16 protein-coding genes are annotated in these 20,319 nt (G+C 71.4%); 4 read left to right on the forward strand and 12 right to left on the reverse strand.

Annotated elements, in window-relative coordinates; translation table 11 throughout:
- Nucleotide 1: 1 nt before the first annotated feature.
- Nucleotides 2–871 carry a hypothetical protein gene (locus tag K8638_RS03880; protein ID WP_223753034.1) on the reverse strand — a complete coding sequence of 290 codons (870 nt, stop codon included), beginning with the start codon at nt 869–871 and terminating at the stop codon, nt 2–4.
- A gap of 166 nt (nt 872–1,037) precedes the next feature.
- Between K8638_RS03880 and K8638_RS03885 the strand changes: the two genes are divergently transcribed.
- The gene (locus K8638_RS03885; RefSeq protein ID WP_223753402.1) at nt 1,038–3,575 is read left to right on the forward strand and encodes an adenylate/guanylate cyclase domain-containing protein; all 2,538 of its coding nucleotides are present in this window, start codon (nt 1,038–1,040) and stop codon (nt 3,573–3,575) included.
- A gap of 1 nt (nt 3,576) precedes the next feature.
- On the opposite strand, the gene K8638_RS03890 is transcribed toward K8638_RS03885, so the two are convergent.
- The 6 genes from K8638_RS03890 to K8638_RS03915 all read right to left on the reverse strand — a co-directional run bounded on the left by K8638_RS03890 (nt 3,577) and on the right by K8638_RS03915 (nt 10,123).
- Entirely contained in the window at nt 3,577–3,936 is a 360-nt protein-coding gene (locus tag K8638_RS03890) for a ferredoxin (protein ID WP_223753035.1), read from the reverse strand.
- A gap of 250 nt (nt 3,937–4,186) precedes the next feature.
- On the reverse strand, nt 4,187–4,975 hold the full coding sequence (locus K8638_RS03895) for an NADH-quinone oxidoreductase subunit I (RefSeq protein ID WP_223753036.1): 789 nt from the start codon (nt 4,973–4,975) through the stop codon (nt 4,187–4,189).
- A 23-nt stretch (nt 4,976–4,998) separates the two neighbouring features.
- Entirely contained in the window at nt 4,999–6,456 is a 1,458-nt protein-coding gene (locus K8638_RS03900) for a complex I subunit 1 family protein (RefSeq protein WP_223753037.1), read from the reverse strand.
- A gap of 2 nt (nt 6,457–6,458) precedes the next feature.
- Complete coding sequence (locus K8638_RS03905; RefSeq protein ID WP_223753038.1) at nt 6,459–8,339, reverse strand: 2Fe-2S iron-sulfur cluster-binding protein; 1,881 nt, start codon at nt 8,337–8,339, stop codon at nt 6,459–6,461.
- The gene (nuoD, locus tag K8638_RS03910) at nt 8,336–9,589 is read right to left on the reverse strand and encodes an NADH dehydrogenase (quinone) subunit D (RefSeq protein WP_223753039.1); all 1,254 of its coding nucleotides are present in this window, start codon (nt 9,587–9,589) and stop codon (nt 8,336–8,338) included. The genes K8638_RS03905 and nuoD overlap by 4 nt, the downstream gene beginning before the upstream one ends.
- A gap of 15 nt (nt 9,590–9,604) precedes the next feature.
- The gene (locus K8638_RS03915) at nt 9,605–10,123 is read right to left on the reverse strand and encodes an NADH-quinone oxidoreductase subunit C (RefSeq protein ID WP_223753403.1); all 519 of its coding nucleotides are present in this window, start codon (nt 10,121–10,123) and stop codon (nt 9,605–9,607) included.
- Between the two features lie 341 nt (nt 10,124–10,464).
- Between K8638_RS03915 and K8638_RS03920 the strand changes: the two genes are divergently transcribed.
- Nucleotides 10,465–12,549 carry a sulfatase-like hydrolase/transferase gene (locus K8638_RS03920; RefSeq protein ID WP_223753040.1) on the forward strand — a complete coding sequence of 695 codons (2,085 nt, stop codon included), beginning with the start codon at nt 10,465–10,467 and terminating at the stop codon, nt 12,547–12,549.
- Entirely contained in the window at nt 12,497–12,973 is a 477-nt protein-coding gene (locus K8638_RS03925) for a PaaI family thioesterase (protein WP_223753041.1), read from the forward strand. Before K8638_RS03920 ends, K8638_RS03925 begins: the two co-directional genes overlap by 53 nt.
- Before the next feature lie 94 nt (nt 12,974–13,067).
- On the opposite strand, the gene K8638_RS03930 is transcribed toward K8638_RS03925, so the two are convergent.
- Both K8638_RS03930 and K8638_RS03935 read right to left on the reverse strand, forming a co-directional pair.
- A complete protein-coding gene (locus tag K8638_RS03930; RefSeq protein ID WP_223753042.1) occupies nt 13,068–13,631 on the reverse strand; it encodes an NADH-quinone oxidoreductase subunit B in 564 nt (187 codons plus the stop codon).
- 6 nt (nt 13,632–13,637) lie between these two features.
- Nucleotides 13,638–14,009 (reverse strand): NADH-quinone oxidoreductase subunit A, encoded by a 372-nt coding sequence (locus tag K8638_RS03935; RefSeq protein ID WP_223753043.1) that lies wholly within the window; start codon nt 14,007–14,009, stop codon nt 13,638–13,640.
- 225 nt (nt 14,010–14,234) lie between these two features.
- Here K8638_RS03935 and K8638_RS03940 point away from each other — a divergent pair, with 225 nt between their 5' ends.
- Entirely contained in the window at nt 14,235–15,803 is a 1,569-nt protein-coding gene (locus tag K8638_RS03940; protein ID WP_223753044.1) for a methyl-accepting chemotaxis protein, read from the forward strand.
- On the opposite strand, the gene K8638_RS03945 is transcribed toward K8638_RS03940, so the two are convergent.
- The 3 genes from K8638_RS03945 to K8638_RS03955 form a co-directional block, all read right to left on the reverse strand.
- Nucleotides 15,804–16,031: an amphi-Trp domain-containing protein gene (locus tag K8638_RS03945; RefSeq protein ID WP_223753045.1), complete on the reverse strand. Its 228-nt coding sequence runs from the start codon at nt 16,029–16,031 to the stop codon at nt 15,804–15,806.
- Between the two features lie 224 nt (nt 16,032–16,255).
- The gene (locus tag K8638_RS03950; protein WP_223753046.1) at nt 16,256–17,152 is read right to left on the reverse strand and encodes a sigma-70 family RNA polymerase sigma factor; all 897 of its coding nucleotides are present in this window, start codon (nt 17,150–17,152) and stop codon (nt 16,256–16,258) included.
- Nucleotides 17,149–20,259 carry a tetratricopeptide repeat protein gene (locus tag K8638_RS03955; protein ID WP_223753047.1) on the reverse strand — a complete coding sequence of 1,037 codons (3,111 nt, stop codon included), beginning with the start codon at nt 20,257–20,259 and terminating at the stop codon, nt 17,149–17,151. The genes K8638_RS03950 and K8638_RS03955 overlap by 4 nt, the downstream gene beginning before the upstream one ends.
- Between the last annotated feature and the right edge of the window lie 60 nt (nt 20,260–20,319).

A 20,319-nucleotide genomic window follows, 5' to 3' on the forward strand; every position in this document is an offset into this window, starting at 1 on the left:
TTCAGCGCGTCCGCACCACGCCCACCTCGGCGGTGCCCGCCAACAGCGCGCTTCCGAGGAAGAGGTTGTCGGACTCCGCCCCGCCCATGCGCACCGCCTGGAAGATGATGAGGTACGTCTGGTTGGACTGGGGGAACGCCTCGCCCGGAATCGTCACGCGGGCCTCGCGGTACGGCCCCGGCAGTCCCACGAGCTGCAGGAACTGAATCGGGGTCTGCGGCATGTTGCTGTACGTCGGCTCGCCCTTCTCGCCGTCCGCGCTCAGCGGTACCACGGTGACGAAGCCCAGCGTGCGGTCCTGCCCGTCGGGCACGGCCACCCGGTCGAACGTCAGCGCCGTGCGCGCGTCGATGCGCAGGAAGCCCTCGGGAGGATGGAAGGCGGTGATGGCCTCCTTCACCGGCGCGTCGTCCACCTGGCCCACGTAGCGCGTGCCGCCCTGCGCGGCGATGAACTGGTACGTGGCCCCGGACTGGTACACCAGCTCCTCGTCGCCCACGCTGGTGCGGCTGTAGCTGCCCGAGCCGTCCTCCGTCAGCGACGTGGCCTGCCCGCTCAGCGGCTGCAGCGTGACAGTGGCGCCCGCCACGCCCGAGGGCTGCGAGTTCTCCCCGCTCCGGGTGCCGAAGAACACGACCGCGGCCGTCTGCGCGGGCAGGGAGATGACGTCAGCCCCTCCGTCCGGGCCACCGAAGGTGCCCGCGTCGTACCCGGCCAGCGCCGAGGCGGACACGTCCACCTGCGGCGTGGAGAGCAGGGTGCCGACCATGACGTGCTCGGCGGCGAGTTGATTTCCCGCCTTCTCCAGGTCGCAGGCCAGGGGGGCGAGGGAGGAAGCGGCAAGGGCGGCGGACAGGAGGATGCGTTTCATCGGCACTTTTCCAGAGGAGCTGCGGGATGCCCGAGCATAGCAGGCGCACCCCCAAGGACACCCGCGACACGGCCCGAACCGGGGTATCCTCCGGCTCCCCGTGCAAGGTCTCCGCGTCCACTCCGCCAGCCGGCGCTTCCTCAAGCGGCTCGGCGTCTCGCTGTTGATGGCCATCCTCTTCGGCTGCGTGCTGGGGTTGCTCGTCTACCTGCGCGCCCCCGGGCTGGCGGAACCCCGGGATGACTCGTCCGGCTGGGGCCTCTCCACCGTCTTCGACGGAGCCCAGGCGGTGCTCGATGGTTGGGAGCGCGCCAGCTACGACTGGCGCGTGCGCGAGCTGGGGGAGCGCTCCGAGCGCCCGGACGAAGCGGTGGTGGTGGCCATCGACGACGAGACGCTCGCCGAGGCTCGCCAGGATGACCGGCCCGGTGTCGCCACCCAGCCGTGGCCCCGCCAGCTCGTGGGCGGCATGGTGAACCGGCTCACGCAGGAGGGCGCCCTGCTGGTGCTGGTGGACCTGCCGTTCCCCGAGCTGAGCCCCAGCGCCTGCCTGGACCCGAGCCTGTCCCCCCAGTCCCCCTCCGGCGACGACGCGGCCTTCCGCGAGTTGCTGGACCGGGAGCCGGGCCGCGCGCTGCTCGCCTTCACCTGGGAGTCCCAGGGCCCGCGAGTGCTGCCTCCCGCAAGCCGGCTGTGGCCCTACCGCGTCAAGCTGGGCGCCTACGCCACCCAGGTCGACGCGCGCACCCGCGCCCAGGCGGTGCTCGCCATGCAGCGCCCCGCCTTCCTCATCCCCGCAGGCAACCAGGTGGAGGTGTGGGGTGGCGCAACGGACGAGGCCGACGCCCGCGCGCTGGGCGGGCGGCTGGGCGTGGCCTCCGCCGCCATCGAGGAGCGCCGCGCCGCCGACGACACCTACCGCGTGGGCCCCATGGACCTCTTCGTGTCCCTGGCGCAGGTGCAGGTGGAGGGACTGGACCCGTCGAAGCTGGTGGAGGTGCGCCACCTCCAGCACCCGGTGGCTCCGCTGCTGGGCGGTGGCAGCGGCTTCGGCGCCGTCACCCTGCCGGCGGACCCGGATGGGGTGGTGCGCGCCGTTCCGCACCTCGTCGCGTACACCGTGCGCGGCCAGCGCCACGTGCTGCCCTCGCTGCCGCTCGCCGCGGCCATGCGCCTGGCCGGCACGACGCGGCTGCGCTACGCGGACGGCCGGCTGTACGTGGGGGACGCGCACTCCATCCCCATGGACGCGTCGGGCTTCAGCCTGGTGCGCTGGAACGCGCCCACCGCGGGCCGGGGCTCTCGCGGCTCGCTGGCCCGCTCCATCCGCGCGTGGAACGTGCTGCTCAACGTCTTCGACGTGGCGGAGAAGCGTCCCGCGCGCTTCGACAACGACTTGGAGGGCCGCACCGTCGTCCTCACCCGCACGGCCAGCGACGGCGGCCACGTGCGGCCCACGCCCATCGGCGGCGAGACGCCCGGCGGCGCCATCCTCGGGCAGGCCCTGGCCAACATCCTCCGCTCGGACGGCATCACCCGCGCCCCTCCGGACCTGGACCTGATGCTCACCATGGGCCTGGCCTTCCTCGGGGCCTTCCTCGCCCTGTCGCTCAGCTTCCTCTTGCGCTCGGTGCGGGGCGCGGTGCTCTACGTCGGCATGCTCGTCGCGGCCGGCGCGGGCTACGCGGCGGTGGCCCACTACGTCTTCATGGAGCAGCGGCTCTGGATTGCCATGGCCGGCCCGCTGCTGGCCATGGTGGGCGCCTTCGCCGTCACCATCCTCTACGCCTTCAACACCGAGCGGGAGGTCCGCGACTTCGTGCACAACGCGCTCGGCCGCTACGTCAGCCCCGAGGTGGCCCGCCTGGTGTCCCGGGACTTGAGCCTGATGCGCCCCGAGCGCCGCAACATGTCCGTGTACATCTGCGACATCGAGGGCTTCACCCGCCTGTCGGAGGGCATGTCGCCCGGGCAGCTCGTGGGCCTCTTCAACGAGTACCTCACGGAGATGACCTCGGTGGTGCGCTCCACGGCGGGGCAGGTGGACAAGTCCATCGGCGACTCCGTCATGGCCTTCTGGGGCGCGCCCGTGCGCACGGACCGCCACGCGCACCTGGCCTGCGAGGCCGCGTTGAAGCTGCGCGCCGCCGTCGCCGACCGGCAGGACGCCTGGGAGAAGAAGTACGGCCGCCGCTTGTCCTTCCGCGCCGGCATCGACACCGGCGAGGTGGTGGTGGGCGACATGGGCAGCGAGCTGAAGTCCAACTACACCGTGCTCGGTGACGCCGTGGGCCTCGCCGCGAGGCTCGAGTCCATCAACAAGGTGTACGGCACCTACGTGCTGGTGGGGGACGCCAGCGCGAAGCTGGCCAGTGACGTCTACGTCTTCCGCGTGGTGGACCAGGTGCGCTTCAAGGGCCGCGTGCACCCGGTGCGTGTCCACGAGCTGCTGGGCCGCCGCGGCGAAATCACCCCGCGCATGCAGGAGCAGCTCGCCCTCTACGAGCAGGCCCTCACCGCGTACCACCAGCGGCGCTTCGCGGAGGCGCACGCCGTCTTCGAGCGCGTGTCCATGGACTTCCAGGACCCCGTCGCCGCCGTGTACGTGGCCCGCTGCGCCCGCTTCATCGTCACCCCGCCGCCCGCGGACTGGGACGGCGTGCACGGCGTGGAGGACCCGGGCCCCGCCGCCGCCGCGGCGTGAGTCAGTCGTCGCCGGAGTCCGGCTGGCCGAAGAGCTCGCGCACCGGCGCGTCCTGGCCGATGTGCTCCTCCACCACGCGCTGCATCTTCTCCGGCGTCATCGCCGAGTAGTACACCTCGCCCGGCCAGCCCATGAGCTGGTAGTCCTCGGGCGACAGCGGATCTCGCTTGCGGCCGGTGTCCTCGCGGACGACGACGTTGGGCCCCATGTGGCAGAAGCCGTAGCAGCCGCCGCGGTACAGCTCGCACCGGGGCACCAGCCCCCGCGCCGTCAACGCCTCCCGCGCGGCGGCGTGCACCGCATCCGCGCCTCCGGCCTTGCAGCTCGAGCCCTTGCACACCGACAGGCGGTAACGCTTCATGGGAGGCACCACCCTACGGATTCCGCCCCGTCCGTGAAAGCAGACGAGCCTCCCGCGCGGGAGCCCGCCTGGACACCGCCCGGGCCCGGGAGCCGCCCGCTTTCGCGCGTGGCGCCAGGGCCATTGAAGAGCTGCAGCTTCATCACCAGCACCCCGAAAAGGCACCGGCCCGCCTTCCGCTGAGTGCGCGGAGGGCGGGCCGGGAATCCCGTGCCCCGGAGCCCCTACGGGCTCCAGGTGGCGGGTGGATCTACTTGAGGAACTTCGTCACCTGGATGGGCCCCTGCTGGGTCACCACCGTCTGGCCGTGGCCGCCCGTCTGGGCGCCCGCCGTCATCTTTCCGTGGCCGCCGTGGCCGTGGCCCGCGCCGAGGTTGCCGTGCTGCGGCAGCTTCAGCTCCACCAGGCCCTCGCCAATGCGCGTGTGGGCCTCCTTGTGGGCGTGGTGCGGCTCCTCGGAGCCCTCGCGCTTGTTCCACGGGTCCGACGGGTGGCTCACCGCCGGCCCCTTCAGCAGCTTGGGGATGTCGTACACGAAGTTCTGCCGCGTGTACTCCGGAGGCGTGTGCATGTACGTGTCCATGCGGATGGCGTCCTTCGGGCACGCGTCCACGCACAGGCCGCACACGATGCAGCGCAGCTCGTCGATGACGAACTGGGTCGGGTACTTCTCGATGACCCGCGACTCACCCTCGGCGGACGTCTCCTCGTACTCGCCCGCCTCGATGTAGATGCACTGCGCCGGGCAGATGGTGGCGCACATGTAGCAGGCCACGCAGCGCGGCTTGCCATCCTCGCGCGGAACCAGCCGGTGCAGCCCGCGGTAGCCCTCCGGGTAGATGGGCTTCTCCTCGGGGTACGCCACCGTCGTCATCAGGCTGGTGCCCGTGCGGTCCACCACTGATGTGTTGGTGTCGCGCGTTCCCCAGAGGTTGCGGAAGAAGTGCTTCGCGGTGATGGCCAGGCCGCGCAGCAGCTCCGGCACGTACGCCCGCTCTCGGATGTCGGTGCGAGGGTCCTGGGTAACCTTGATGGCCATGTGGGTGTTCTCGATTCCGGGAGCTAGTGCGTGGAGGCGTGAGCCGCGCCGTGCGCCGGCATCGCGTGGGCCGCGTGCGCGCCGGCGGGCAGCCCGTGCCCGTGGGTGTCATGGCCGCCGTGAGCGCCGCCGTGCGCCCCATGCGCACCGCCGGCCTCCGCCGGTTCCTTCCGCGTCATCGTCAGCACCGCCAGCACGCCAAGCTCCAGGATGCCGAGGACGGCCAGCGCCCGCAGGGACGGGTCCCACAGCACCAGCGCGCCGCTGACGAACACGTTCGCCAGGCCCATGGGCAGGAGGATCTTCCAGCCCAGCGCCTGGATCTGGTCGTAGCGGAAGCGGGGGAACGTCCAGCGGATGAGCAGCTGCACCCAGATGAGGAACAGCACCTTCAGCCAGAAGACGGTGCCCAGGATGGTGCCGAAGAGCCACCCGTGCTCCTGCATGAGGGGCTGGCTCGCCAGCCACTCACCGCCGAAGGGCAGGTGGTGGCCGCCGAGGAAGAGCGCCGTCGTCACGCCGGCCAGCACCACGACCTCCACGAACTCGGAGATCATGAAGAGGCCGAACTTCATGCCGGAGTACTCGACGAAGTAGCCGATGATTTCCGACTCGCCTTCGGGCAGGTCGAACGGGGCGCGCTTGGTCTCCGCGAAGGACGCGGCGAAGAAGCCCAGGAAGCCCAGCGGCTGGAGGATGATGCCCCACGCCGGCAGGCCCAGGTCGAACTCGCCGTCGGTGCGCCACAGGTACTGCGCCTGGCCGGTGCCCAGGCCCACCGCGCTGCCCAGCTCACCGACGATGGCGGGGAGCTGCACGGAGGAGAACGCCAGGAACAGGCCCACCAGCGACAGGCCCAGCGCCACCTCGTACGCAATCATCTGCGACGTGGCGCGCACGCCGCCCAGCAGCGCGAACTTGTTGTTGGACGCCCAGCCCGCCAGCGCCGTGCCGTACACCGCCAGCGACGCGATGGCGAGGATGTAGAGCATGCCGAAGTCCGGCGTGGCCACCACCATGTCCACCCGGTGCCCGAAGACATTCACGGACGGGCCGGCCGGCACCACCGCGAACAGCGCGAACACGGGCGCGAAGGCGAGGATGGGGCCCAGGTTGAACAGGAACCGGTTGGCCGCCGCCGGGATGAAGTCCTCCTTCGTCAGCATCTTGAGGACGTCGGTGAGGATGTGCGGCAGGCCGCCCAGCGAGCGGTTCTTCAGGCCGGGCAGGCCGATGCGGGCCATGTTGGGGCCCATGCGGTCCTGGATGAACGCCGACCACTTGCGCTCCGCCATGGTGAGGAGCGTGGCGATGATCATCACGAAGACGAGGATGAGGAAGAGGATGTTGGTCAGCCGGCTGGCGCCGGTGAACCAGTGCTCCTCCACCAATCCGCCCACCAGGTACGCCGAGGCGACACCACCGAACATGGCGACGACGATGGTGATGCAGGCGGTGAGAATGGTCAGTACGCGGCTCATGGTTACATACCCCTCACCCGGGGCGTACCGAACTCACGGTACCCCGGGGGACGCCCGTCGGCGCCCGCAGGCAGCGGATTGATGCCCGGCTTCTCCCGGTCCGGCGGAGAGGCCTTGTCCCAGTTGAACTCGGCGAACGCGGCCACCTTGCCGGACAGCTCGCGCCACACGTCCCGAGCGGACGCCCAGGCGGCCTCGCCGCCCAGCTCACGCGTCAGCTCCGCGGCCCAGCGCCAGTGCGGCACCACGTCGCCCTTGGGCGGGTAGGCCTTGCGGAAGCGCTGGATGATGCCGTCCTGCTGCACGAAGGAGCCCTCGTCCTCCACATGGACGGAGGCCGGCATCAGCACCGTGGCCTGCGCCGTGACGGGGGACTCGTTGAAGGCCTGCGCCACGAAGACGTCCAGCCGGCCCACGGCGTCCGCGAAGGCCGCCGCGTCACCCGGCACCTCGGTGCCGAGGGCGTACAGCGCCTTCACCTTGCCCGCGCCGATGGCGGTGGTGAGCGCGTCGAAGGACTCCAGCTTCAGCCCCAGGCCCTGGGCGATGAGCTCCAGGCCCTTGCGGTTGGGGTTCTTGTCCGCCGTCATCAGGTAGTGGTCCGCGGCGCCCTGGGGACGGCCGCCCACGTAGACGGTGGACACGCCCAGCGTGGCCTTCGCGAAGGTGAGGCCCGCCAGCAGGTCCTCGTTGGAGGCCACGGGCGACGCCAGCACCGCGAGCTGCGCGGTGCCCACCAGCGGCTTGAGCGCCTTGGCGGCGGCCTGCACCGCCTCCTTGCGCGTCACCACGGGCTCGGCCTCGCCGGCCTTGCCCGCGCGGCGGCCCACCTGCGGCCGCAGCGCGCGCTCCAGGTTGAGGTACTTGTACGAGAGCCGGCCCTGGTCGCACATCCAGCTCTTGTTGACGGCCTCGTTCTCCCGCGGGCGGTAGCGGTAGGTGTCCTGCGACATCCAGTCCACCCAGGTGGTGCAGCCGCGCGAGCAGCCGGTGCACACCGACGGGGTGGCGGACAGGAACCACGCGCGCGCCTTGAAGCGGAAGTCGCGGCTGAGCAGCGCGCCCACCGGGCACACGTCCACGGTGTTCAGCGAGTAGTTGCTGTTCAGCTCGCTGCCGGGGAACACGTCGATGCGCTCGTGGCTGCCGCGGCCGAACACGCCGAGCTGCGGCTCCTTCGCCACCTCGTTCATCACGCGCACGCAGCGGGTGCACATGATGCAGCGCTCCTGGTCCAGCACCACGCGGGGCCCGAGCACCTTGCGCTTGTTCTTCAGAATCTTGCCGCCCTCCAGGCGCGAGGGGCGGTAGTCGTACTTCATGTAGTAGTCCTGCAGCTTGCACTCACCGGCCTGGTCGCAGATGGAGCAGTCGACCGGGTGGTTGAGCAGCAGGAACTCCATCACCGCGCGCTGCTGCTCCTTCACCTTGGGCGTGGTGGTCTTGATGACCACGCCCTCGGCCAGCGGCGTCTGGCACGCGGGCACCAGCTTGGGCGCGTTGGACGCCTCGATGAGGCAGATGCGGCAGTTGGCCGCGATGGAGAGGCGCGGGTGATAGCAGTAGTAGGGAATCTCCGAGCCGGCCAGCTTGGCCGCCTCGATCATGTTCGTTCCCGGCTTCACGACGACTTCCTTGCCGTCGATGGTGCAGGTGACGAACCCCGGGTTCTTCGGCGCCGGCTTGGGCGGCGGGCCCGCGGGAGGCGGCGGCTTGGGCGTGCCCGTGGGGCCGCTGGCCGCGGCGGGCGGGGTGTCCAGCTTCGCGCCGGCCGGCGGATTGGACGGCTCGGGGCCAATCCTGGCCGCGGGCGTGTCGGTGGGCGCGCCCTTGGGGGGCGTCTGCGCGTCACCGGTGGGCTTCTTCGTGTCGTTGTCGCTCACTGCTCGACCTCGCCGCCGATCATGTTGATGGTGTCGAAAGTGGGGATGAGGTCCGCCAGCATCTTCCCCTCGATGATGTGCGGCACCGCCGCCAGCACCGGGAAGCCCGGGGCGCGCACGTGCACCTTGTACGGGCGGCCGCGGCCGTCGCTCACCAGGTACCAGCCCAGCTCGCCGTTGGACGCCTCGGTGGAGTCGTACACCTCGCCGGCGGGCACCTGGATGCCCTCCATCACCAGCTTGAAGTGCGACATCACGCCCTCGATGGTGCCGTACACCTCGGGCTTGGGCGGCAGGGCGATGCGCCAGTCATCCACGATGATGGGGCCGGCGGGGATGGTGTCCATGGCCTGACGCAGGATGCGGATGGACTGCCGCATCTCCTCCAGGCGGACGAGGTAGCGGTCGTAGTTGTCGCCGTGCTCGCCCACCGGCACGTCGAAGTCGAACCGGTCATAGACCCAGTACGGCTTCGCCTTGCGGATGTCGTAGTCGACGCCGCAGGCGCGCAGGGCCGGGCCCGTGTAACCGAAGTCGATGGCGTCCTCGGCGCTGATGATGCCGGTGCCCTTGGTGCGGTCCACGAAGATGCGGTTGCGCGTCAAGAGCGCATCCATCTCCGTGATGAGCTCCTCGCCGCGGTCCAGCGACTTGCGCACCTTCTCCACCCACCCCTCGGGCAGGTCGCGGTTGATACCGCCGACGCGGCCGAAGCTGGTGGTGAGGCGCGCGCCGGTCAGCTCGGCGGTGCGGTCGAAGAGCAGCTCGCGGAACTCCAGCGCGAGGAGGAACGGCTGGAAGCCGCCCATCTCCAGGCCGGTGGCGCCCACGCACGTCAGGTGGTCCGTCAGCCGGTGCAGCTCGGAGCCGATGACGCGGATGTACTTGGCGCGCTCGGGAATCTCGAGGCCGATGAGCTTCTCCACGGCGTTGAGGAACCCGAAGTTGTTCATCATCGCGGACAGGTAGTTGAGCCGGTCCGTGTAGGGCAGGCACTGCGTCCACGTGACGTTCTCGCAGCTCTTCTGGAAGCCGCGGTGGAGGAAGCCGATCTCCGGGTCGATCTTGACGATGGTCTCGCCCTCGAGCTCCACCTTCAGCCGCACGGTGCCGTGCGTGGCGGGGTGCGAGGGGCCCATGTTGATGACCATCCGCTTGGTCTGGAGGTGGGCCTCCAGCTCCGACTCGTGGGCGTACGCGTCGGTGTCCGGGTTGGGAGCGTGGTCTTCGGGCTTGGCGTGGTCAGCCATGATGTCCTCGATGAATCAGGAGAGCCCGCTGGTGCCGGGGCCGCGGAAGATGTCCTTGATGGGGCGCTCGGGGATGAGCGGCTGCCTGTCTCGCAGCGCGTAGTCCTTGCGCAGGGGGTGGCCCTGGAACTCCTCGTACAGGAGGATGCGGCGCAGGTCCGGGTGGCCGTCGAAGCGGATGCCGTAGAAGTCCCAGGTCAGGCGCTCCCACCAGTTGGCGCCCTTGTAGAGGGACGTCAGGGAGGGGACCACCGGCTGGTTCTCGCTCACGCGCACCTTGAGGCGCACGTGCTCGTGCCGCTTCAGCGAGTAGAGGAAGTAGACGACCTCGAAGCGCGGGTCGTTCTCCGCCAGGTGCAGCCGGTCCACCGCGTCGATGGAGCCGAAGAGCTTGAACTCCAGCTCCGGGTCGTTCTTCAGGAAGGCGGCGACCTTCGGAAGATGGTCCGCATGGATCACGGCCCAGGCGCCGCCGGTCCGGTCCACGTAGCGCTCCACCACCGCCTCTGGGAGCTGGGCGGAGACCCTGTCCAACGCGAAAGTGCTCAAGGGGGCCCCAATGACTAAGGGAGAAGAATCCGCGGCTTTATAAGGACCCCAGAAGGGGGGCGTCAACGTAAACCCTCAACCATGTAGGCCACTTAGGCGGTCCAGAAGCCGTCGTTGCGAGGCCGGGGGGCAGGAAGCCTCCGCACCCCGGGCGTGGGAATGGATCAAGGAGTCATACCGGCCGTGCCAGCCCGGGCCACCCGTCCCGGTGGGGGCTGGCTGGAAGCTCCCGGCCCGCGCCGTCCCCCGGGGGCGCGCACGTCCCGCGACGCCTCGCGCCCCGGGCGTAGCGCGAGCGTGACAATCGGAGGTAGAGACGCGGGCGCATGTCCGCCCCCTCCCTGAACGGTACCCTCCGTCCCTTCTCGTGGCGCCTGCTGTGCGGCGCCGGTCTGGGGTGGGTGTTGTTCGCCGCGGAGTCCTGGCTGCTGCTGCGCTCCGGCATGGTGGGCGTGGACATCCCCGTGGACGGCCCCTACGCGGCGCTGGCGGCGGCGGTGCGGCCTGTCATCCCGGGGCTGCTGCTGCGCGTGGCGGCGGTGTACGCGGTGGCGGGGGCGGTGCTCGCGGCGGTGGCGGGGGTGCTCGCGCGGGCCTGGGGGCCGGGGCGGGGCAGGGGGGTGGGCGCGCTGGCCGTGCTGGGGCAGGGGCTGGTGCTGGTGGCCCTGCTGGCGTGGGACCGGGCCATTGCCCGCCCCGCGCTCTTCGATGACCTGCCGGCCGTGCGCCCGCTGCTGGCGTGGCTGGTGGAGCACGGGGAGCCCTGGCACCCGCGCGCCGTGGCCGGGGCGTGGCTGGTGCTGCACGCCGGAGTGTGGCTCATGCGCTCCGGCACTCCCTGGCGGCGGTGGATGGCGGGAGTGGCGGTGGCCGGGGGCTCGGCGCTGCTGCTCCTGGGCCTTGGGGGACTTCCGGCGCGGGAGGCGAGGCACCCGCTGGTGGTGGTCATCGGCATCGACGCGTTCCGGCCGGACCGGCTGAGGTCGCAGGGCGGCACGGGCGCGGTGGCGCCCCACGTGGAGCGCTTCCTGGAGGACGCGACGCTCTTCACCCGCGCGTACACGCCCATTGCCCAGACGGAGCCCGCGTGGCGCTCGCTGCTCACCGCGCGGTGGCCGCACACCACGGGCGTGCGCTACGCGCTCACGGCCGAGTCGCGTCTGAAGCTGCAGCCCACCTTCCCTCAGACCTTTTCCCAGGCGGGCTGGCGCACGGTGTTCGCCACGGACTGCTCTCGCTTCCACGCGGAGGGGCCCGCCTCCGGCTTCGACACGCGGCTGCAGCCGCCGCGGGGGGCCATCAACTTCGCGCTGGAGAAGCTGCGCTACCGCGCGCTGGGCGCCTTCGCGGACCACGCCCTGGGCGCCGCGTGGGTGCCCGAGTTCATCGACAACCGCGCGCTGGCCGGCATCCATGACCCCATGGGCTACGCGGAGCGGCTGGCGTCCCGGCTGGTGGACGAGGCGCGCCAGGGCCCCACGCTGTTCGCCTTCCACGCCACCGCGGCGCACTTCCCGGGCGACCCGGTGTACCCCTTCTACCGGCGCTTCGTGCCCCCCACCGAGCCGCTGGAGCGCCGGCTGCGCATGCACTTCGCCCCGGTGTCTCCAGGCGCGAAGGGCGGGTGGAGCCGGGAGGGCGCGGAGGCGCTCTACGACGAGCTGCTCGCCCAGGCGGACGCGCAGGTGGGGGAGTTGCTGGACGCGCTGAGGCGCACCGGGCGCTACGACGACGCGCTCATCGTCCTGCTGTCGGACCACGGTGAGAGCTTCCACGCGGACCGGCCGGACCTGGCGGGCGCGACGCCGGTGCACGGCGCCCGGCTGGGCGAGGAGGAGAACCGCGTGCTGCTGGCGGTGAAGCCTCCGCGCGGACGGGGGAGCGGGCCGGCGGTGGTGGACGCGCTGGTGCGGCTGGTGGACGTGGGGCCCACGCTGCTGGAGCTGTCCGGCCTGCCCGCGCTTCAAGGGGTGGACGGCGTGTCCCTGGCGCCGCTGCTGCGCGGCGGGACGCTGGAGCCGCTGGAGTTGTACGCGGAGACGGGCTTCACCCACGTGCTGCCGGAGGTGTTCGACGCGGGGCACTGGCCCGGCGCGGCGCGCGCCTTCGACGCGTACCGCATCCGCCCGGACGGCGTGGTGGAGATGGGAGAGGCGGCCCACGCGGCGATTCTCCGCGAGAAGGACCAGGGCGCCTTCGACGGGCGGCGCTGGTGGGTGGACCGTCCCCGGGCGGACGGTCGCGTGCTGCGCACCTGCGAGGGGGAGTGTGAAGGCCCGGACGCGCAAGCGCTGGAGGCGTGGCTGGACGGCGTGCAGGGGCGGACGGCGGAGGGCGGAGGGCGTAAGGTGGCGAGCCATGTCGACGACTCCAGACACTCCCAGTCTCCAGGAACGCTACGCACCCCATAACGCCTGCTTCGGCTGCGGCCCTTCCAACCCGCAGGGCCTGCGCATCCGCAGCATGGTGGAGGGGGACCTCGTCGTGGCGGACTGGACGCCCTCGGAGCACCACCAGGCGTTCCCCGGCGTCCTCAACGGCGGCATCATCGGCGCGCTGCTGGACTGCCACTGCAACTGGACGGCCGCGTACCACCTGATGAAGACGCAGGGGGCGGACTCGCCGCCGTGCACCGTCACCGCGGACTACGCCATCACCCTCAAGCGCCCCACGCCCATGTCGGGCCCGGTGCACCTGGAGGCGAAGCCGGTGGAAATCCAGGGCGACCGCGCGGTGATTGAGGGCACGCTCACCGCGGGCGGGAAGGTGACGGCCACCTGCCGTGGCACCTTCGTCGCGGTGAAGCCCGGCCACCCCGCGTACCACCGCTGGTAGAGGCGGCCGGAAAAAGCCAGGGCCCCGGCGCCTCCGCTCTTCCGAGGGGAGGCCACGGGGCCCTGTCGTTCGCACGCGTGGGGCGCGTGAAGGGTTACTTGCCCATGGACAGCAGCAGGTCGTGCCGCGCCGCCGTGGGGTTGGGCTGCTCGCGGTCCGCGATGCGGTGCACCTGGTTGCCGATCTTGTCCTGGAGCAGCATCAGGCCGTCCAGCACCTGCTCCGGACGCGGAGGGCAGCCGGGGATGTAGACGTCCACGGGGATGATGCGGTCGATGCCCTGCAGCACCGCGTAGTTGTCGTAGAAGCCGCCCGACGACGCGCAGACGCCGAAGGCCACCACCCACTTGGGCTCGGCCATCTGCTCGTAGACGCGCTTGAGGATGGGGGCCTGCTTCAGGTTGATGGTGCCCACCACCATCAGCAGGTCCGCCTGGCGCGGGGAGAAGCGGGGGAACTCGGCGCCGAAGCGCGAGATGTCGTGACGGCTCGCCGCCACGGACATGTACTCCATGCCGCAGCACGCGGTCGCGTACGGGTAGGTGAACAGCGAATACTTGCGGGCCCAGCCCAGGCCCTTGGAGACCATGCGCTGGAAGAAGCCCATGGCTTCGTCGCGGCGCGTGGCCAGTACGGGGGCGATGTCAGTCTCAGCCATGATGTCTCAGCTCTCCCAGTCCAGGGCGCCCTTCTTCCAGATGTAGATAAGGCCCACCACCAGCGTCGCCGCGAAAACCAGCATCTCCATGTACCCGAACCAGCCGAGCGACTTGAAGTTGACCGCCCAGGGGTAGAGGAACACCGCTTCGACGTCGAACACGATGAACAGCAGGGCCACCACGTAGAACTTCACCGCGAAGCGCTGCCTTGCCGGGCCGGTCGACTCGGAGCCGGCCTCGAAGCTGGTCGACTTGATGGCGCTCGTCCGGCGGGGGCCCAGACGGGTGGTGATCTGGGGAATCAGCATCGCCATGCCGCCGGCCAGCAGCAGGACGACCGCCAGCGGCAGGTAGGGCGAGAGTGGAGTGGGAGTCATCGCGCGCGGAACCTAATGACAGTGTCCGCGCCGTGTCAAAGGGAAAGTCCCCTCGGGCGCCCCTCCAACCCCTTGAGATGACGGCGAAAAGCGGAGCTTGTTTGCCCGGTGTGGGAGGGTTCCCTCCAGGGTGGGGGGCGGGTTTGACGCCCTTCGAAGGGACGCCTACCGTCGCCCGGCGCCCGGTGTCCGGCGCGGATCACCACTTCTCGGGAGAAGACAGGCATGTGGGGCCGGCTCAGCTTGCGGATGCAGGTGGCCATCGCGGTGCTCGTGCCCTGCCTGGCGGTGGTCCTCTTCTGCACCGCGTACTTCCCCGCGCGCCAGCGCGAAGTCACCATGGAGCTGCTCCAGAAGCGGGTGCGGGCCGTGGGGCTGCTCGTGGCCCAGCACCCGGCCATGCTGGCGGCGGACGGCACCGCCGCGTCACAGGAGCGGCTGCTGCAGGTGCTCTCGGCGCTCGAGGCGGAGGACCCGGCGGACGGGAGCCAGGGCTTCACCCTCCATTACCAGGGACTGCTGTGGCCGGATGGCGGCCCGGTGTTTTCGAAGGGCACCATCCCGGAGGGGGTGAAGGAGCAGGGCCCCGTGCCCGCGGGGACGTGTGAGACGTCGCTCCGCTCCTTGCACAAGGAGGTGGTGGTGCGCTGCGCGAGCGGCGAGCGCACCTACGTGGCGGGCTTCAGCGTGGACGAGGCGGTCTCCTCGGTGGCCGACCTGAAGGGCTACGTGTGGATGGGGCTGGTGTGGGCGCTGCTGCTGGGCCTGCTCTTGGCCTTCATCATCAGCCGCGGCATCGTCGAGCCCGTGTCGCGCGTGACGGAGGTGGTGCGGGACGTGTCTCGCGGGGACATGTCTCGCGGGGAGCTGGACGTGTCGGCCACCGGCGAGCTGCGCCTGATGGCGCAGTCCTTCAACGACATGCTCGGCACGCTGCGCACCACGGTGATGGAGCTGGTGTCCCGGACGGAGCAGCTCTCCGGCGCGTCGCGGGGGCTGCTCGGTGCGTCCGCGGACCAGGAGCACGTCATCAGCCAGCAGGCCGCGTACGCGCAGCAGATCGCCGCCACGTTCGAGGAGCTGAGCCGTACGGCGGAACAGATTTCCAGCTCCACGGAGGTGGTGGAGTCCAGCGCGCGGCGCACACACGAGGCGGTGGCCGAGGCCATGGCGGTGGTGGCCCAGGTGGTGGCCGGCATCAATGACATCCGCACCGAGTCCAAGGGCGTGGCGGACGCGATTGTCGGCCTCAATCAGGACTTGCAGCAGGTGTCGAAGATTGCCCAGGTCATCAACCAGGTGGCGGAGCGCTCGGACCTGCTCGCGCTGAACGCGGCGCTGGAGGGCACCAAGGCGGGCGAGGTGGGGCGGGGCTTCTCGCTGGTGGCCGCGGAGATGCGCAAGCTGGCGGAGAACGTGTCCGCCTCCGCGCGCGACATCGCCCGTATCGTCGAGAAGGTGCAGGACTCCGGCGAGGAGGCCGCGTCCAAGGCGCGCGTGGGCATGGCCACCAGCGACCGGGGCGTGGAGGTGGCCGAGCAGGCCTCGGCCGTGTTCCAGCGCATCGTGGAGCTGGCGCGCGGCACCAGCGAGGCGGCGCGGCAGATCACCATCGCCACGCGGCAGCAGCGCCAGTCCAGCGAGCAGGCCGTGCAGGGCGCGCGCAACGTGGCGGAGCTGGTGAAGCAGGGCGTGGACGCCACCGGCCGCACCACCCGCATCGCGCAGGACCTGCAGGCGGTGGCCGAGGGGCTCACCGCCGTCACCAGCCGCTTCAAGACGACGCGGAGCTGATCAGTCCCGCTTCCATCTGAGCTGGAACTCCAGCTCGTCCACGCCGCCCTCGCGCTCGTGCTCGATGTTGAAGAGCGCGCTGGCGGGGATGTGCAGGCGCTCCCCGGCGACCTGGATGCTGAACGGCTTGTCGGCCTCGATGGCGTCCGCCAGCCGTCGCAGCTTCGCGACGAAGTCCTTGCGCGGGTAGGTCTTCTCCAGGTCTCGGTCGGGGCGCTTCTTCGCCATGGCTCACTCGCTGTGGGATGGGCTTCGTGGACCGCCCATCCTGCCAGCGATGGGGCCCTGGGAGGAGCGCATGCGGAGGGCGCGAAGGTGGTTCACCGGGAGGGCGGTGGGGCATCAGCCCCACCACCGCGCCGCGCTCCGGGGGCTCGAGAGGAATGACCGTCGACGAGGCCACGAGCTCGGTGAGCGAGAATCCCAATCGTGTGAAGAACGTTGCCTCCACGTCAGGCCATCAGCCGGTGCAGGCTGAGGTCCAATCGGCTCTGGACGAAGCCCAGGAGGCTCTCCAATTCCTGGCGGTCCAGCTTCAGCCGGGAGGCCAGTTCGCGGCGGGTGAGCTTGAGCAACCGCTCACGGGCCTGGGCCACGTGACGCGCCACGCTGGAGCGGGGCTCGCCATACATCGTCGCGATGCGGTCCATGGTGAGGCCGTGCAGGTGGTGCAGGCGCAGCAGGGCGCGCTCTCGCTCGGACAGCTCCGCCAGCGCGGCCTGGAGTGACTCGGAGAGCACCTGGCGCGAATGGGCCTGGAGGAATTCCCGCTCCGGGTCGTCCCGCGACAGCATTCGCTCCAGCGCCTGGGGCGGCTCGGAAAACAATTCCTGGCGGCCATCCTGTCCGAGAGGCTCGCGCGCGATGCGTGAGGTGACGATGCGCACCCAGCCGCTCAAGGAACCACGGCCGGAGAACTCGGCAATCTTTGGGGCCGAGCCCGCCACGCCCAGCAGCAATCGCTGGCGCGCCACCTGGAGCACCTCGTCCAACGAGACGCCGGGAGGCGTGCCGAGCCGCGCCGACACCTTCTGGAGGACGTGCCGCTCGAACAACTCCAGGGCCTGCGGCTCGCCCCCGGCGCAGGCGCACGCCAGGTACAGGTCGGCGGCGCGGAGTTGATGGAGGGTGTCCGGGGGCGCGCCCTCCTCGGGAAGGTGCCGGGCCAGGTGCCGCAGGAAGTGCTCCGGCGCGAGCTCCACGGAGGGCCACGCCGCCCGGCCCTTCGCGAGGTGCTCCTCCAGCAGCCCCTCCAGTCCCGGCAGGGCCCGCAGCCACTCGTGCCGCTCCGGTGGCGCGTGCGCCAGCAGCAGCGCCGTCAGGGGGCCATGTGTCTCCGGGGACGTCATCGGACGGCCTCGCTCAGGGTGGGGGAATGCCGGGCCTGCCAGGCCATGACCTCCCTCAGCTCGTTCCGGGTCCGCATCCCCAGGGCCTCCATCCATCGCCGGGCCTCCTCGGCCAGGGCCATGGCGCGGACCCGCTCCTCGCGCGAGCGCCGCTCCCATAGCGCCCGCGCCAGCAGGAAGGAGACCCGGGCCGCTTCCTTCCGGTCCAGCCGCGCCCGTGCGTCGATGCTCCGCGCGCGCTCCAGCAGCGGCACCGCTTCTTCCGGTGCACCCAGGCCGAGCCGCGCCTCTCCGAGGCACGCGAGGTCCAGCGCTGTGTCCGGACTCTCCGCGCCCTGGGTCTGCTCGTCCTGCTTCAGCGACCGCTCGCAGTGGGTGAGCGCCAGCCGCCATTCGCCCGTGGTCAGCTCCACGCGGGCGAGGTCCCGGAGCACGCCGCCCGCCACCGCGCTGTCCGGGCCGTGCTCCTTCTCCAGCAGCCGCAGGGCGCGCGTCAGGTGCTTGCGCGCCTCGGCGGGGCGGCCCGCGCGCAGGTGGATGAGGCCCAGGTTGCGCAGCGGCATCTCCGCGCGTGGGGTGTCCATGCCCAGGCCGCGCTGGATTCGCTCCAGCGCCTCCTGGTTGTGCGCGAGCGCCTCGTCGAGCTGGTTGGAGTCGTACGACACCATGCCCAGCCCACCGAGCGCGATGACGGTGCTGGGGTGCTCGGGGCCCTTGCTCCGCTCGAAGATGGCGAGCGCCCGCTGGTAGGACTGGCGGGACGCGTCCAGCCGGCCCTCGCGCCGCAGAATCACGGCGAGGTTGTTGAGCGGAGCCGCGAGGCTCGGATGGTCCTTGGAGCGCGCGGCCTCCAGCAGGCCCAGGGCGCGCTGGAAGGTGGCGAGCGCCTCGTCCGTCCTGCCCAGCGCCAGCAGCTCGGTGGCGATGTTGTTGAGGTTGACGGCGAGCACGGGGTGCTCGGGGCTCCACTGGCGCACCTGGAGCGCGTTGGCCTCGGCCTGACGGAACAGCTCCAGGGCCTCCGCCGCGCGGAGCTGGCGCGAGCGGACACGTCCCAGCCCGGCGAGGAGGTACGTGGTGCGCAGGCGCTCGGGCCCCGCCACCTTCCGGGACAGCGCCAGCCCCTGTGTGTACTCCGCCTCCGCCTCGTCCAGCTTGCCTTGCAACAGGAGCAGCCCGCCCATGCGCAGGTGCAGGTCGATGGCGATGCCCGGGAAGCGCTCGCGTCCCAGCCGCTCCACGGCGGCGCGGGCGTGGTGGACCAGCCGGTTGGCCTCGTCCAGCCGCGCCATCTGGTCTCCCGCCACCCAGAGGAGGAGAATCCAGACGCGCGCCACCGTCTCGTCGTCGCGCCCGGACTCGGCGGCCCACAGCGCCTTGTAGAGGAGCTCCTCCGCCTCCTTGAGCTTGCCGGTGAGGCCGTGGAGGTGTCCGTGCAGGGTGAGCACCTCGGCCTCCAGGGGGCGGTAGTCGAGCCCCTGGAGGTCCTGGAGCAGGGCGGTGGTGACCTCCAGGGCCGCGGCGTGGTTGCCCGTGTCGAGGCGGGCCTTCGCCTCGGCCAGCCGGCGCCGGGCCGCGTCCACGCGCGGGCGCAGGGCGTCCGGAGGCTGGGGCCGGGTGGTGAGCGCGGACGCGTCCCCGCACGCGGAGATTCCCTCGAGCGCGGCCACCATCTGCGGCGCGTTCTGCACCGTCTGCGCGTCGGCCTTCTCCAGCACGTCGGTGACGGCGGCCAGGTGCCACAGCCGGGAGTCCAGGCACGCCGCCGTCTGCCACGAGGCGACAGGCGCATCCCGCTCCGCCAGGCACGAATCCGTGCGCAGCGAGCGCCACGCGGAGGCCTGTGCATCCAGCATGGTGGAGACCGCCTCCCAGGCGGAGGACGCGTAGGGCTTGCCGGTGGCGAGGAAGGCCGCGTGGATGCGCTCGCGCCGCTCGGGGCTCCAGACGGTGGAGAGCTTCTCCGCCTCCTGCGCGCAGCGCGCCTCGCGCCGGTGCGCCACCACGTAGCCCGCCGCCAGTCCCAGCAGGCTGGCGGCGGCGGTGGAGGTGGCCACCCAGGCGCGGATGCGCGGGGCCCGCGAGGGCGCCAGCTCCGCCAGCAGGGCGTCCATGGAGGGGAAGCGCTCCTCCGGCCTCGCGCGCAGCCCGCGCAGCACCGCCCGCCGCACCCGCGCGGGCACCTTCACCTCGCGCTCCGGTGGGCGCACACGGCCTTCCCGCGCGGCGCGTCCCAGCTCCTCCAGGCTGCCGCCCCCGAAGGGGCGCACGCCGTGGAGGGCCTCGTAGAGGGCGACGCAGAAGCTGAACTGGTCCGACAGCGCGTCCACGCCGTGGCCCTGCTGCTGCTCCGGCGCCATGTACGCCGGCGTGCCCACCAGCGCGCCCGTGCGCGTCAGCGGCGAGGGCGCGCCCGGGGCGCGCGGCGGGGACTCGGAGGGGCTCCGGGGCCTCGGCCACCGGTTGGACGGGCGCGCGAGCCCGAAGTCCGTCACCCGCGCGCGGCCATCCTGTCCGACGAGGACGTTGGCGGGCTTGAAGTCGCGGTGCACCAGCCCCGCGGCGTGCGCGGCGGCCAGTCCCTTCCCGGCATCGCGGAAGACGCGCAGCACCTCCTCCGGCGAGCGCGGCTGCTTCAGCCACTCGGAGAGGGTGGTGCCCTCCACCAGCTCCAGGGCCAGGAAGACGCGGTCGTCACACACGCCCACGTCGTGCACGGTGACGACGTTGGGGTGCGCGAGCCGGGCCAGCGCCTGGGCCTCGCGCAGGAGCCGCACCCGCAGCTCCTCCACGTGGCGGTCTCCCGGACGCAGCAGCTTGAGGGCCACCTGCCGGTCCAGCTCCGGGTCATACGCCGCGTACACCTCGCCCATGGCACCGCGGCCGATGCGCTCCAGGACCACGTACCGGGCCAGGGTGGCGCCCTGGGCCAGCGGGGCCCGCTCCTCGCCGGCGTCCGGCACGCCCTCCGTGGAGCTGGCCCCCAGGGCCACCAGCTCCTGGCAGCGCTCGCAGCCCTCCACGTGGGCCAGGACGAGCGCCCGCTGCGCCTCGGGCAGCAGTCCCTCGAGGAAGTCGCTCAGGGTCGTCTCGCTCGGGCACTCCATGGGGAGGGCGAGCGTAGCAAAATCCCGATTTTCTCTCCTTTTCGCGAACTCTGTTAGGGA

Origin of the sequence: Myxococcus sp. RHSTA-1-4, assembly GCF_020037125.1 — a bacterium.
Classification (GTDB): Bacteria; Myxococcota; Myxococcia; order Myxococcales; family Myxococcaceae; genus Myxococcus.

Excerpts from the sequence above, each read along its gene's own strand:
- K8638_RS03880 (WP_223753034.1), bottom strand. The coding sequence starts at position 871 with ATGAAACGCATCCTCCTGTCCGCCGCCCTTGCCGCTTCCTCCCTCGCC.
- K8638_RS03885 (WP_223753402.1), top strand. The coding sequence starts at position 1,038 with ATGGCCATCCTCTTCGGCTGCGTGCTGGGGTTGCTCGTCTACCTGCGC.
- K8638_RS03890 (WP_223753035.1), bottom strand. The coding sequence starts at position 3,936 with ATGAAGCGTTACCGCCTGTCGGTGTGCAAGGGCTCGAGCTGCAAGGCC.
- K8638_RS03895 (WP_223753036.1), bottom strand. The coding sequence starts at position 4,975 with ATGGCCATCAAGGTTACCCAGGACCCTCGCACCGACATCCGAGAGCGG.
- K8638_RS03900 (WP_223753037.1), bottom strand. The coding sequence starts at position 6,456 with ATGAGCCGCGTACTGACCATTCTCACCGCCTGCATCACCATCGTCGTC.
- nuoD (WP_223753039.1), bottom strand. The coding sequence starts at position 9,589 with ATGGCTGACCACGCCAAGCCCGAAGACCACGCTCCCAACCCGGACACC.
- K8638_RS03920 (WP_223753040.1), top strand. The coding sequence starts at position 10,465 with ATGTCCGCCCCCTCCCTGAACGGTACCCTCCGTCCCTTCTCGTGGCGC.
- K8638_RS03925 (WP_223753041.1), top strand. The coding sequence starts at position 12,497 with ATGTCGACGACTCCAGACACTCCCAGTCTCCAGGAACGCTACGCACCC.
- K8638_RS03930 (WP_223753042.1), bottom strand. The coding sequence starts at position 13,631 with ATGGCTGAGACTGACATCGCCCCCGTACTGGCCACGCGCCGCGACGAA.
- K8638_RS03935 (WP_223753043.1), bottom strand. The coding sequence starts at position 14,009 with ATGACTCCCACTCCACTCTCGCCCTACCTGCCGCTGGCGGTCGTCCTG.
- K8638_RS03940 (WP_223753044.1), top strand. The coding sequence starts at position 14,235 with ATGTGGGGCCGGCTCAGCTTGCGGATGCAGGTGGCCATCGCGGTGCTC.
- K8638_RS03945 (WP_223753045.1), bottom strand. The coding sequence starts at position 16,031 with ATGGCGAAGAAGCGCCCCGACCGAGACCTGGAGAAGACCTACCCGCGC.
- K8638_RS03950 (WP_223753046.1), bottom strand. The coding sequence starts at position 17,152 with ATGACGTCCCCGGAGACACATGGCCCCCTGACGGCGCTGCTGCTGGCG.
- K8638_RS03955 (WP_223753047.1), bottom strand. The coding sequence starts at position 20,259 with ATGGAGTGCCCGAGCGAGACGACCCTGAGCGACTTCCTCGAGGGACTG.